We start from the raw sequence: 13,308 nt of genomic DNA, 5'->3' as shown, positions 1-13,308 counted from the left end.
CCATTCTAAAAATACAATTGCTACCTCCGGTATCCATAAGACGTTCTGATCAAAACAGACTAAAGGGAATAAAGAGATTTGCTGTACGCAAGTCCATCTATAAACCCGTTCCGCCATTGCGAGAGTCGGTCCGGAGGGGTAAACTAGCATCATGATCATGTAAACCGTTTTCATAGATAAAGGAGGTTACTGGAGATGGGAACGTCTCTCTTTCGGCGAAAGTGGACGACTGTCGATTTTGTTCTGATCGTCGTCACGGCAGCGTTGTACGCGGTCGCCCTGATTATGCTGGCTAACGTAAAATTAATTCCGTCCGTACCGCTGCGCCCGGCAAATGCCCTGCAGCCTGTGTTCGGCATTTTGTTTGGCATCCCCGGCTGCCTGGGTCTCGCATTTGGAAATGCGGCCAGCGATCTGCTCACGGGAGGCACCCCGCCGCATGCAGTCGCCGTCGGCTTTATCGGCAACTTTTTAGGCGGCTTTATCGGTTATTTGGCTGTCAGTCACCCCGCCTTGAAAACAGGGCGCAGCATTCTGCAATATTACATATTTGTTGTATTGATCGCTTCCGCGGTAGTGGCATGCTCGATTTTGATCAATGTGGCGCTTGGATTTACGCCGATGGCCGTCGCTACCATATTCATTCCGACCGTCTTTTTGAACCAGGCAGTATCGACGGCAATACTGGGGCCGGTCCTGTTAAAGCTGCTGTATCCGTTTGTGAAGAGAGCAGGCTTGTACCGGGGACGAGCGCATGGCAATGGACTGCTTCCCGTTGAAGAAGGCGGTCTTCGTCCGTGACAGGCCAGCCGCTTCTCAGTTTGGAAAACGTACATTGGCGGTACGAGGATGGGTCCAAGCCTGCCTTATCCGACATCAATCTTTCCCTCTACCCGGGTGAAGTGGTGGGAATCGTCGGCCCCTCTGCCGCGGGCAAAACAACCCTTCTTTTAGCGTTGGCCGGGCTTATACCGCGCAATTATTCCGGGCAGTTTGCCGGGGAACGCCGGGCCTTTGGGGAGCTGGGCATCGTGTTCCAGGACCCGGAGACGCAGTTTATCGGCCTTACGGTGGAGGAAGAGATCGCTTTTAGTTTGGAGAATAGCGGCCGTCCGGATGAGGAAATCGAGCAGCGGATGGAAGAAGTTCTCAAGCTGGTGGGCCTGGACGGTTTTACGCTCCGTTCGCCCTTTGAATTGTCCGGAGGAGAAAAACAGCGGGTGGCGATCGCTTCGGCATTGGCGAACCATCCGCGTATTTTGCTTTTGGATGAGCCGACCTCCGAGCTGGACCCAAAAGGCGCCCGGGAAGTGTTTCAGCTGCTTTCCCGGCTGAAGCGGGAGCAGGAAATCACAATTGTCGTCTCCTCCCATGCGACAGAGGAGCTGGCGCAATTTTGCGATCGGATTCTGCTGCTTGCGGACGGGCGGATTGAACTCGATCTGCCCGTGCGTCCGTTTTTTGGCAAAGTGGAGGAGTTGGAGAAACGCGGCATTCTCGTCCCCGATGTCATCCAGCTGTACCTGCAAATGTGCCGGGCAGGCGTCATCGCCGAGAGGAAAGACGGGGTGCCGCTTCATGTCGATGAGCTGGCCGAGTGGTACCGCGAAGCCCGCACAGGCAGCGGCAGGAGGGAAGAGGCATGAGCGGCTTGATCCGTTTTGACAACATTTCGTTTGGCTACGAAGCTGGCAAGCAGGCCATCAAGAATGTCTCCCTAAGCGTGGAGCGAGGCGAGTTCATCGCCATCATCGGCGGAAATGGTTCCGGGAAAACGACGCTGGCCAAGCATTGCAACGGTCTGTACAAGCCGACAAGCGGTACGGTCACTGTCAAAGGAAGAGATACGCGGGAGCTTTCGGTCGCAGAGCTGTCCCGCATCGTAACGTATTGCTACCAAAATCCCGATCATCAGATTTTTCAATCAACCGTTTTCGAGGAAGTCGCCTTCGGTCCGAAAAACATGGGGCTGCCGCAGGCAGAGGTCGAGAAGCGGGTGACGGAAGCTCTTCGGGCAGTGGGACTGGAGCATATGCGCACAGCTGAACCGTACTTTTCGAGCAAAGGGACGAGGCAAAAGATCGCGGTGGCCTCGATTTTGGCGATGAAGCCGGAAGCGATCGTGCTGGACGAACCGACGACCGGGCTGGACTACCGCGGCGTGCGGGAAATCATGCAGCTATTGCAAAAGCTGCACCGGGACGGCCATACGATCATCGTCGTCACTCATGATATGAAGCTGGTCGCGGAATACGCCTTGCGCGTGCTGGTCATGCATCAGGGGACGCTGCTTCGCGACGGGACGCCGGGCGAGGTCTTTGCCTGCTCGGATGTATTGCAAAAAGCCCAAGTGGAGGCGCCGTCCGTCTATCGCTTCGGAGTGGCCGCAGGCTGGAACGAGCCTGTTCCCCTCACGCTGGAGCAGGCAAAGGCACGAGTAGCAGAGGAGAGAATTCCGTATGAAACACGCACACCCTAGTTTTGTGCTGCTGTCTTTTGTCCTGCTCGGGACACTGCCTTTTCTGTTCCAGGACCCGCGTTTTCTCATCGTCGTTCTGCTGATTAACGCCTTGCTGATCGCCAAGCTGGGGTGGAGCCGTTCGATGCTGAGGGGCTATCTGTTGATTGGGGGAGTCGGAGCCGTGTTTGCCGCGATCACGTGGCTGCCGTTTACCAGTGTCGGCCATCCGTACTGGAGCAGCAGGATCCCGTTGGTCAACTATCCGATCCAAGTGACGGATGTGGGCATTCTGTGGGCATTGGGCATGGGGCTGAGGCTGGCAAATGTGGCGCTGTTATCGATGTATTATCTGTTTTCGACCAGCCCCCGGGAAATGGCCATGGGACTGAAGGGGATCGGCGTCCCTTTTTCCGTCAGTTATTTGCTGTCGCTGATTTTTCGCTTTATTCCCCTCGTCAAGCACGACCTGGCGACGATCCGGGAAGCCCAGATGGTGCGGGGGCTGCAGCTCAGTGAAGGAAGCGTTCCGGAGAGGCTGCGAAAGTACGGTTTCGTCCTGGTGCCGCTCATTTTCAGCTCGCTCAAGCGCGTGCAGTTGATCGCCAATGCATTGGACGCCAAAGGGTTTCGGATGCGAAACAGCCAGCATCGCTTTTACCGGATGCCAAAATGGAAGCCGAGGGAGCTCGTCACACTCGCCTGCGGCCTTGTCGTGGTTGCCGTGTTGCTCTACTTCGCGCGTATGCATCCTGAACATATGGGCGTGCTGATTCCCGGAAGGATTTGATTTTCGTAAACGTATGGAAGTTAGCGCCGGGGTGAAATAACGACGGAAAAACAGGAGGAGCCATGGCCGAGCAAAAAAGAAAGCGTCTGGAGAAAAACGGACTGGTGCTGGCGTATACGGTTGCGGGGAGAACAGAGGCGCCCGCGCTTCTGCTGCTTCATGCCATTCGAAACACCAGCCGATTATTCGACAATATCCTTCCGGAGCTGGCAAAGCGCTACCGGGTGATTGCGGTCGATCTGCGCGGACATGGGGAATCGGTCAAACAAGGGCCTTATACGTTCGAGCAGATCGTGGAGGATATCCGCGCTCTGCTGGATGCGGAGGAGGTCGGACAAGCGGCGATCGCTGCCGCCTCCTTCTCAGCCGTCCCGGCGCAAATGTTTGCGGCAGCCTTCCCGGAGCGAGTCGCACACTTGATCTTGCTGGATGGCGGTTTCTACAGCTTGCGGGAGCTGCCTGGCTTTGACAGAGCGTCTACTGTGGACAGGCTGGCTGAAACCCGGTTTCCTGCGATAGCAGCGGCGGGAGAGTACTATGCCGTCCGCTACGGCAAGGACGGCATTCCCTCGTCCTTGCCTGAGAGCGAGCTGGAGCGAAAGGAAGACGGAGCTTACGGCTACCGGCTTCCGCGGGAAGCGTTTGACGGCTACTTTCAGGCATATGCCACTTTTGACAAGGAAGCCTTGTTTGCCGCGCTGAAATGCCCGGTATTGCTGCTGCTGGCAGACGAAATGACGCTGTCCGGCGAGACGCAGCAGCGCTTTTTTCAGACGGCGGCTGCCGAATACAGGCAAAAGGTTCCACATGCCATTTGCCAAAAAATCCCACATGCGCAGCATTTGTTGATGCTCACCCATCCACGGGAGACAGTGGAGGGAATCATATCGTTTGTCCGTTAGAAAAGGGACAGGCTGACTGGATTACCAGACCGGCTTGTCCCTTTTTCCTTTGCGCGCTCGGAAAGATAAACACGGCAAAATCGATCGACCGGCGCACAGAGCGACCGGCCCACAGAGCAAAACCAGCGCTCTTTAAGTCCCAATGCCGTTCAATCGCTTGAGGAGCCGAGTTTTCTTCAATCAAGTCAGGTTACGGCTGTTTGGAAGCGGAGCGGAACAGAAGGGCCATGTCTTTTGCGATGTTCGCGTGTCCTTTTCCCGCTTTTGTTTCTTGTTTGATCCGCTCCATGGCGGAGATCGCTTGCGGATTGGTGACCGTGCGAATCTCTACTCCGCCCCCGTAAATCCGTTCGATCTGATCCTTGGCTTTTGACAGCGTATGTGTATGAGCGCTTGCGCCCATCGTGCCGATTTTGTCAGTCGGACGCTGAGGTCCGCGGTAGGAGCTTCCTTCATAGGGGCTTAGCAGATGGTTCTGCGTCTCGTCCATGGAGTTGGTGGAAAGGGTTTTTCCGTCTGCGGGAGCGAGGAAGACGCAATCGTGAACGACCAAAACGTTTACTCCGTTGACTCCCGCTGCTGCCAGGCGAGACTCCAGATTGCTCGAAGGTCCTCCGTCATCCAGGCCGGAGCTGCCTATTCTGCTGTAAGTCGCTGTCCCCATGCCGCTGTTTGTTGCGCCATGCTGATTGGTGGTCAGCTTCTTGTCCCGGTCCACACTGGGAATGACGGTAGTGTGATCGTGTCCGGGAGCAGCCTGCTGATGCATGGAATGGGTTTGTGCTCCCTGATTCGCGGTTCCCTGATTTTGTCCTCCTTGACCCGGTGTCGCTTGGTTGGCGCATGCGGCCAAAAGGCAAACGGCAGCGATCCCGCTGATCATTCTACGTATCCGCATCCATAATCCCTCCAGTTATGTGTTTACCAGCTACCGATATGATTTGCCGATTATTGCCTATTTATTGATGCCGGCCATTGGAAATTTATTTGGAAAAAATGGTTATTTTGCCGAAGAATTGCACACATAAAAGATATACATTCAGGAGGTGGTAGCTTTGGCACAGACAAACGAAGAACAAGAACAAGCCGTTTCAAGAAGGAAATTCTTGAAAAACTCCGGCTTGGTTCTGGGCGGTCTGGTAGTAGGCGGTGTGGCGGGGAGCTTGCTCAGGACACAGACCCCGCCCCCACCTGCAGCAGCTCCTGCGCCTGCCGACTTCAATCAGGCTCTGATGTATTTCTCCCCGGAGCAATTTCGGGTGATTGACGCGGCTACGGAAAGAATTTTCCCCGAGGATGAGAACGGCCCGGGAGCGAGAACCCTGGGTGCAGCCTATTTTATTGACCACCAACTGGCAGGGGATTGGGGATTCAATGCCCGTGATTACATGCAAGGCCCCTTTTACCCGGGGGAAGTTACGCAAGGGTACCAAGGACGGTTGAAACGCCGGGAAATTTTTGATATCGGGATTCAGGAAATGAACAACTATAGTACGGCGAAATACGGGAAGCGTTTTTACGAATTGCCGGCAGATCAGCAGGATGCCGTTTTGAAAGCCTTTGAAGCCGACGAAGTGAAGCTGACCACCATCTCGGCCAGCGGCTTCTTCAAAATGCTGCGTGCCAGCACGATGGAAGGAATCTACGCCGACCCGCTCTACGGCGGCAACAAAAACATGGATGGCTGGAGGCTGAAAAAATACCCGGGGAACCAAATGGCTTACACCCAGGTCATCGAGCAGGACCAATTTGTCAAAATGGAACCCAAAAGCTTGCGAGACCATCAGCACGGATAGGAGGGGGATAGGACATGCCCAGAAGACTGCCCAAAGTAGATGTCGTGATTGTCGGAGTTGGTTGGGGCGGAGGGATCATCGCCTCGGAGTTGACGAAGCAAGGTATGACCGTAGTAGGTTTGGAGCGTGGGAAAGAGCGGAAAACCGAGGACTATTTCATGGTCCACGATGAACTGCGTTACGCCCTTCGCTACGAGCTGATGCAGGATTTGTCCAAGGAAACGATCACCTTCCGAAGCAATACGCGGATTAGGGCGCTGCCGATGCGGAGCTACGGTTCCTTTTTGATGGGGACGGGATTGGGCGGAGCCGGCGTTCACTGGAATGGACAGACCTTCCGTTTTTTTCCGTATGATTTCGAGATTCGCACGAAGACCATCGAGCGGTACGGCGAGAAGAAAATTCCCGAAGGCATGACGATTCAGGATTGGGGCATCACCTATGAGGAGATGGAGCCGTACTACGACCGGTTTGAAAAGACGGCGGGCATTTCCGGCGAGGAAAATCCACTCGCTGGCAAGCGGTCCAGCCCCTATCCCACGCCGCCGATGAAGCAGACGCCGGCGATGAAGCTGTTTGCCGAAGCGGCCAAAAAACTGAATCTGCACCCTTACATGATGCCATCTGCCAACCTGTCGCAGCAGTACACCAATCCGGATGGCGTATCCCGGGCTGCCTGCCAGTATTGCGGGTACTGCGAGCGGTTCGGCTGTGAGTACGGCGCCAAAGCCGATCCGGTCGTAACGGTCATTCCGATAGCGAAAAAGACGGGCAAGTTTGAGATCCGGACCCATTCTTATGTGCGACGAATTTTACATACCGGGTACAAAGCGACAGGCGTTCTGTACACCGATGTGACGACCGGAGAGGAATTCGAGCAGCCGGCCGATATTGTCGTATTGACCAGCTACGTGTTCAATAACGCCCGTCTTCTGCTTTTGTCCAAGCTGGGCCGTCCGTACGACCCGGCCACCGGCAAAGGAGTCATCGGAAAAAATTATTCGTACCAGGTCATTCGCGGGGGAGCGACAGGCTTCTTTGAAGACAAGGAATTTAATCTGTACGCAGGCGCAGGCGCTCTCGGCATGACGCTGGACGATTACAACGGCGACAACTTCGATCACTCCGATCTGAAATTCCTGCACGGCGCGAGCATCAGCTTTTCGCAGACAGGGCAGCGCCCGATCGCCAACAATCCGGTGCCTTCGGGTACACCGAACTGGGGCAGGGAGTACAAGGCAGCGTCGCTCAAGTATTTCAACCGGGCACTCGGGGTCGGCGCCCATGGGGCGTCCATGCCCTTCCGGCACCACTTCCTCGATCTCGATCCGACATACCGGGACGTGTTCGGCGATCCGCTGATGCGCATTACCTTTGATTTCGAGGAGCAGGACCGCCAGCTGGCTGCGTTTACGGCGGACAAATGCGGGCAGATTTTGAAGGAGATGGGAGCGACCCACATCGATGTCAGACGGGAGCTGGGGCCCTACGACATTACGCCGTATCAGTCCACTCACAATACGGGCGGTGTCATCATGGGGGCTTCGCCTGACACTTCGGCGGTGAACAACTACTTGCAGATGTGGGATGTGGAAAACCTGTTTGTCGTCGGGGCGTCGGCTTTTCCGCACAACAGCGGGTACAACCCGACAGATACGGTGGGGGCGCTTGCTTATCGGGCGGCAGAGGGGATTGCGAAGTACGCGAAAGGCAGCGGGGGGCTGTTGGTTTAGTTATTTGTGCTTTCTTTCGGGTGGACAGGCTTTTTGCAGTGGGAAGCGTCTTTGGATGCTTCCCTGCTTTTTTGTTTTGTAAAAGCCGTTAGGTCGGACTTGGGGGGAGGAGATGAAAACGGAGAAAAACGCTCCAGGTTCGGTGGGACACTTGCTCGGGATTGACTGTCCGGCTCCATTCCAAAAGCGCAAGCCGCGTCCAAAAGCAGCGGTTTCAGGGGGGCATCTCAGAGGTTGGACGCTAAAAGCGTGTTCCGCTTTTGGAATGGAGCCTGGGCAGGTGTCCCAAAGACCTTCGCGTTTTTCTCCGTTTTCATCTCTACAGCTGTTGTCTTTTGGCGGTTTGATGATAGCAAAGTCGGAGGAGTCAGTATGAATGCCAGCATGAGAGGACACAATGCCCCAAGCTCGTGCCAAGCCCTCAAGTGCTTAAGTATTCAAATGCGTAAATACTCAAATACTGAGCATTCTAGCACGTCAAGATGCGAATATTTCAAGTGACAAGTACAAAATCCTAAAGTCTCTAAAGTCTCTAAAATCCAAAAACCCAAAAACCCTAAAGCTTTTACACTTTTCATTTTTCACTTTTCATGCTTCATTCCACACTCCCCACTCCCCATTCCCCCTCCCTATTCTGCATTGTCACTTCTGCTAAAATCTTTGGCAAACATGAGAAAAAAACGGTGTAGAACCTTGGAGACTTTATGTAGGAAATCGTTTGCTTTCTTCTCCTTGCAGGGGAAAGGACCGTGTTCATGCGGAAAATCGGGGGATTGGGGGGCGAAGGGCTACTCACGAGCAACAATTCCTGAATTGGCACAATCCTTGCAAAAGTAAAAGGGAAACAAACATGTGAGGGGAAGAAAGATCGTGGATGCAAAAAAATGGAAGATGGATACAGCGTTGATCCATGCCGGTCACCAGCCTTGCGAAAAGACGGGGGCTGTGGCTGCGGCAGTGGTGCCGGCAGTGGCCTATGCGTTCTCGGACGCGGATGCCGCCGCGGCAGTCGTAGCCGGAGACAAGGAAGGAACGTACTATGGCCGCTACGGGAACCCGACGATTGCTTCTCTGGAGACGAAAATCGCCGCGTTGGAGAACGGTGAAGCAGCTTTGGGGGTCAGCAGCGGCATGGCGGCGATCTCGGGAGCGTTGCTCGCATTTTTGAAACAGGGTGAGCACGTCGTTTGCACCAAGGATGTGTACGGCGGCAGCCATAAATTTTTGACTTCGCTTGCCCCTCGCTACGGGATCGAGGTCGACTTTGTCGATTGCACCAGCCTTGCTGCTGTGAAACAGGCGATCAAACCGAACACGCGGGTCCTTTATCTGGAGACGCCCTCCAATCCATGCCTGACCATCCTCGATATCCGGGAGCTGTCCCGAGCAGCCCAAGAGCGCGGGCTAACGGTCATCGTCGACAATACGTTCATGACGCCGTACCTGCAAAAGCCGTTGGACCTGGGGGCCGATGTGGTCGTACACAGCGCGACTAAGTACTTGAACGGCCACGGGGACGTGATCGCCGGCTTTATCGTCGGCAAGCGCGACGCGGTTCAATTTATCCGGAAAAACATTATGGGCGATCTGGGACAAAATCTGAACGCCTGGGATGCTTTTTTGATCCAGCGCGGGCTCAAGACACTGGGCTTGCGGATTCGCCAGCACTGCGAGAGCGCAGAAGCGATAGCCCGGTTTCTGGATACGCATCCGGCGATCGAGCGGGTGTATTATCCGGGTCTCGCTTCGCATCCGCAGCACGAACTGGCCAAAAGGCAGATGAGCGGGATGGGCGGGATCGTTTCGTTTGAGGTAAAGGGCGGATATGAAGCAGCCAAAACTTTCATTAACGGACTGCGCCTGGCTATGATATCGTTTAGCTTGGGAGATCCTGAGACGCTGGTTCAGCATCCGGCGTCGATGACGCATTTCTCCATTCCGCCCCAGGAACGGGCAGCCTTTCATATAACGGAGGGGCTGATCCGGTTGTCGACGGGGCTGGAGGACGTGTCGGACATTATCGACGATCTGGAGCAGGCCCTGCGGCCGCTTGTGAATCACATGTCTGCCGGCGTATAGCGATTTACGGGGAAATGGCAGGGAGGTCGGGCATGACGGAATTTTCACGCATCCGGACATTTATTCAGGGGTACGCGGAAAATATTGCCGAGGTGCTGGGGCTGGATGTCACCATTCTCGATGAACAGGGCATCCGGGTCAGCGGCACCGGCTATTATCGGGATCTGATCGGTTTGCCAGCCCCGGAGGGTTCGTTTTTTCGGATGATTTTGCAAACCGGGCAGCCGGGGATCATTTACGACATGAAAAAGAACGAATCCCAATGCATGAACTGCAAGTTTCTGCTGCAGTGCCGGGAGCTGGCGACGATCGGGTTTCCTGTGCACAAACGGGAAAAAACGGTCGGCGTGATCGGCATTATCGGCTTTTTGCCCGAACAAAAAGAGAAGATGCTGCAGCACTCGGAAAAGCTGATGACGTTTTTGCACCATACCAGCGCTTTGATCGAGCACAAGCTGCTGGAGCTGGAGGAAGAGCGCAGACAAGGCTGCCATATCCAGGAGGAGCTGCCAAGAGACTGGGGCCAGGCGGTCTATTTTGCCCAGCTGATCGGTGCGGAAACCGGGTTGCAGAGCGTCATCGGCAAGGCGAAAAAAGTAAAAGACAGCATATCTACGGTGCTGATCCGCGGCGAAAGCGGGACGGGCAAGGAGCTGTTGGCTCGCGCGATTCACAGCGAGGGCAACCGTGCCGCTCATCCGTTTATCGCCGTAAACTGCGCGGCGATCCCGGAAACGCTCCTGGAGAGCGAACTGTTCGGCTACGAGGGCGGAGCCTTTACCGGTTCGAGACGCGAGGGCAAGCCGGGAAAATTCGAGCTGGCGCACAAGGGTACGATCTTTTTGGACGAGGTCGGGGATATTCCTCTTTCCTTGCAGCCCAAGCTGCTTCGCGTGCTGCAGGAGCGAACAGTGGACCGGGTAGGCGGCATCAAGCCTGTCGCCGTGGACGTGCGAGTCGTCGCAGCTACTCACCGCGATCTGGAGGGCATGGTCCGGGAAGGCTCCTTTCGCGAGGATTTGTACTATCGGTTGAACGTCATTCCGCTCCGCTTGCAGCCCCTGCGGGAGCGGCGGGAGGATATCCCGCTTTACATTCGGCATTTTTTGAACAAGTATGGCGCCCTTTTGCAAAAAGGAAGGGTAGAAATCGATCCGCTTTTGCTGGAGCGTCTGTACAGCTATGATTGGCCGGGAAACATCAGACAACTGGAGAACGCGATCGAATACATGGTCAATATGGCCGAAGATACGGTAATTAGGCCCGATGATCTGCCCGAATATTTGGATCAGCCGGAATTGCCGGGATCGCTCGGGCAGACGAGGGGCGAGGCGGCCTGTGTAAGCCTGGAGGATATGGTGGCCAGGTATGAGCGGGATATTTTGGAGCGGTATTTTCGCTCGCCCAGATGGGGAGGAGACAAGGCGAGGATTGCCGAGGAATTGGAAATCAGCCTGTCCACGCTATACAGGAAGCTGGAGAAGCATCGGCTGATCTGATCGCGGGGAAGAAAAACGCTAGATTGGGAAATGATATATTCCTGCTCTGTTTCACAAGCGAAACCGCGAGAAGAAAAAACTGCAATACTAAAAAGCAGCGTCCTTTGGGGAGCGCTGCTTTTTGCCATAATGCTTGATCATGGAGAAAAGATGCCTTTTTCGTGCCGGGATGATTTTTCCCGGTCTCTTTTCTGGCAATATAGAAGAAGGTATGATAGAAGAAAGCTCTACGAGAAAAGGTCAGGTGCATAACATGTCTATTTTGCGTAACGATTGGGCGGAGATGTTGGTGGATGAGTTTGAAAAGTCGTATTATATCCAGCTTCGTGAATTTCTGAAAACAGAATACCAGAACCAGACGATCTATCCTGACATGTACGATATATTCAATGCGCTCCATTTTACACCATACCGGGAAGCCAAGGTCGTCATTCTCGGTCAGGACCCGTATCACGGTCCCGGTCAGGCGCATGGGCTCAGCTTTTCTGTCAAGCCGGGAGTGACGCCGCCGCCTTCCTTGCAAAATATTTACAAGGAACTTCAAAGCGATTTGGGCTGCGCAATTCCGCAGCACGGGTACTTGGTGAGTTGGGCCAAACAAGGGGTGCTCCTGCTCAACACGGTATTGACGGTACGGGGCGGAAATCCGAACTCCCATAAAGGACGAGGCTGGGAAATGTTCACCGATCGCGTGATTGCCGAACTGAACGACCGGGAAACGCCGCTGGTCTTTATCCTGTGGGGACGGCATGCGCAGGAAAAGGCGTCTTTTATCGACACGCGCAAGCACCACATCATCGCTTCGCCGCATCCGAGCCCGTTTTCGGCCAATCGCGGATTTTTTGGCAGCAGGCCGTTTTCGCGGGCTAATCAGTTTTTGCGCTCGCAAGGGATGAAGGAGATTGATTGGCAGCTTCCGTTGCAGGCGGAGCTGGAGGTCGGCGGGACGGCTGCGGCTCGTTCATAAGCTTTCATACTTTCGTTCAGGACGTATACCGGAGCGGAGACTGGAAACGGGCTTCTCCTCACCGGAGCCGCTTTCTTATTGGTGGATGGACAGGCTTTGGTGGAGGAGATGAAAAAGGAGAAAACGGCTCAGGTTCGGTGGGACACTGCGAGGAGGTTGGACTGTCCGGCTGCATTCCAAAAGCAAAACCGCGTCCAAAAGCAGCGGACTCGAGGAAGCGTATCAGAGTTGGACGCTAAAAGCGTGTTTTGCTTTTTCCATTCCGCCTGGGAGGTGTCCCAAAGACCATCGCCGTTTTCTCCTTTTTCATCTCTACAGCTGTCGGTTTGCATCAAAAAGCCGTTTGGGCATACGCCTGAACGGTTTGAGAGAGTTTTGCTTGCGGAGAGTGTCTTTGTTTATTAGCGAAGGTATTGCTGGCAGCTTACAGAGTTTAAGGTTTGCCATGAGCCTTCTGGCATCCTGAAATCTCCCGCATGCTTTCAAAGCTCGCAGAAGCAGACCCGCTCGCCAGAGAAGCCTGTTTCCAGTCGGAGCGACTAGCGAAGTCCAACCCAGCTGCGCAGTGATCCCGAGGAAACAGAATCGCAACCTATGAATTCACTTCGGAGCTGCGCGCCGTTTTGCGATTCCCTCGGGATCATTGCGGAGCGGACAGTCTCTACTTCTATGCAGGACGAAGACCGGAGCGGAGACTGGAAACAGGCTTCTCCCCACCGCAGCCGCTTTCCTGTGTTGGTGGTGGAACAGGCTTTGGTGGAGGAGATGAAAAAGGAGAAAACGGCTCCAGGTTCGGTGGGACACTGCGCGGTAGCTGGGCTGTCCGGCTGCATTCCAAAAGCAAAACCGCGTCCAAAAGCAGCGGACTCGAGGAAGCGTATCAGAGTTGGACGCTAAAGGCGTGTTTTGCTTTTTCCATTCCGCCTGGGGGGCGTCCCAAAGACCATCGCCGTTTTCTCCTTTTTCATCTCTACAGCTGTCGGTTTGCATCAAAAAAACCGCTCGGACATGCGCCCGAACGGTTTTGATAGAGTTTTGCTTGCGAAGAGGGCTTACATTTATTAGCGAAGGCATTCTTGTCTGC

12 protein-coding genes are annotated in these 13,308 nt (G+C 54.8%); 11 read left to right on the top strand and 1 reads right to left on the bottom strand.

The features are described 5' to 3' along the window. Nucleotides 1-195 precede the first annotated feature (195 nt). From Q3F21_RS03055 to Q3F21_RS03035, 5 genes are all read left to right on the top strand, one after another. Nucleotides 196-801: a QueT transporter family protein gene (locus tag Q3F21_RS03055; protein WP_340249995.1), complete on the top strand. Its 606-nt coding sequence runs from the start codon at nucleotides 196-198 to the stop codon at nucleotides 799-801. Beyond that, a complete protein-coding gene (locus Q3F21_RS03050) occupies nucleotides 798-1,646 on the top strand; it encodes an energy-coupling factor ABC transporter ATP-binding protein (protein ID WP_340249994.1) in 849 nt (282 codons plus the stop codon). Before Q3F21_RS03055 ends, Q3F21_RS03050 begins: the two co-directional genes overlap by 4 nt. Beyond that, nucleotides 1,643-2,479 (top strand): energy-coupling factor ABC transporter ATP-binding protein, encoded by an 837-nt coding sequence (locus Q3F21_RS03045; protein ID WP_340249993.1) that lies wholly within the window; start codon nucleotides 1,643-1,645, stop codon nucleotides 2,477-2,479. The genes Q3F21_RS03050 and Q3F21_RS03045 overlap by 4 nt, the downstream gene beginning before the upstream one ends. Then, nucleotides 2,460-3,248: an energy-coupling factor transporter transmembrane component T family protein gene (locus Q3F21_RS03040; protein WP_340249992.1), complete on the top strand. Its 789-nt coding sequence runs from the start codon at nucleotides 2,460-2,462 to the stop codon at nucleotides 3,246-3,248. Before Q3F21_RS03045 ends, Q3F21_RS03040 begins: the two co-directional genes overlap by 20 nt. Before the next feature lie 62 nt (nucleotides 3,249-3,310). Next, nucleotides 3,311-4,150: an alpha/beta fold hydrolase gene (locus tag Q3F21_RS03035; protein ID WP_340249991.1), complete on the top strand. Its 840-nt coding sequence runs from the start codon at nucleotides 3,311-3,313 to the stop codon at nucleotides 4,148-4,150. 190 nt (nucleotides 4,151-4,340) lie between these two features. Here the strand turns inward: Q3F21_RS03035 and Q3F21_RS03030 are convergent, their stop codons facing one another. After that, a complete protein-coding gene (locus tag Q3F21_RS03030; protein WP_340249990.1) occupies nucleotides 4,341-5,048 on the bottom strand; it encodes a hypothetical protein in 708 nt (235 codons plus the stop codon). A 157-nt stretch (nucleotides 5,049-5,205) separates the two neighbouring features. Here Q3F21_RS03030 and Q3F21_RS03025 point away from each other — a divergent pair, with 157 nt between their 5' ends. The 6 genes from Q3F21_RS03025 (at nucleotide 5,206) to Q3F21_RS03000 (ending at nucleotide 13,121) form a co-directional block, all read left to right on the top strand. After that, the gene (locus tag Q3F21_RS03025) at nucleotides 5,206-5,946 is read left to right on the top strand and encodes a gluconate 2-dehydrogenase subunit 3 family protein (RefSeq protein WP_340249988.1); all 741 of its coding nucleotides are present in this window, start codon (nucleotides 5,206-5,208) and stop codon (nucleotides 5,944-5,946) included. A gap of 14 nt (nucleotides 5,947-5,960) precedes the next feature. Next, a complete protein-coding gene (locus tag Q3F21_RS03020; protein WP_340249986.1) occupies nucleotides 5,961-7,679 on the top strand; it encodes a GMC family oxidoreductase in 1,719 nt (572 codons plus the stop codon). Nucleotides 7,680-8,549: 870 nt separating this feature from the next. Then, complete coding sequence (locus tag Q3F21_RS03015; protein WP_340249984.1) at nucleotides 8,550-9,758, top strand: trans-sulfuration enzyme family protein; 1,209 nt, start codon at nucleotides 8,550-8,552, stop codon at nucleotides 9,756-9,758. Nucleotides 9,759-9,790: 32 nt separating this feature from the next. After that, entirely contained in the window at nucleotides 9,791-11,257 is a 1,467-nt protein-coding gene (locus Q3F21_RS03010) for a sigma-54 interaction domain-containing protein (protein WP_340249982.1), read from the top strand. 253 nt (nucleotides 11,258-11,510) lie between these two features. Continuing rightward, the gene (locus tag Q3F21_RS03005; protein ID WP_340249981.1) at nucleotides 11,511-12,224 is read left to right on the top strand and encodes a uracil-DNA glycosylase; all 714 of its coding nucleotides are present in this window, start codon (nucleotides 11,511-11,513) and stop codon (nucleotides 12,222-12,224) included. 594 nt (nucleotides 12,225-12,818) lie between these two features. Continuing rightward, nucleotides 12,819-13,121: a hypothetical protein gene (locus Q3F21_RS03000; protein ID WP_340249980.1), complete on the top strand. Its 303-nt coding sequence runs from the start codon at nucleotides 12,819-12,821 to the stop codon at nucleotides 13,119-13,121. Nucleotides 13,122-13,308: the final 187 nt, after the last annotated feature.

Origin of the sequence: Brevibacillus borstelensis, assembly GCF_037834415.1 — a bacterium.
Classification (GTDB): Bacteria; Bacillota; Bacilli; order Brevibacillales; family Brevibacillaceae; genus Brevibacillus; species Brevibacillus borstelensis_A.
This window is presented reverse-complemented; position numbering and strand designations above follow the sequence as displayed.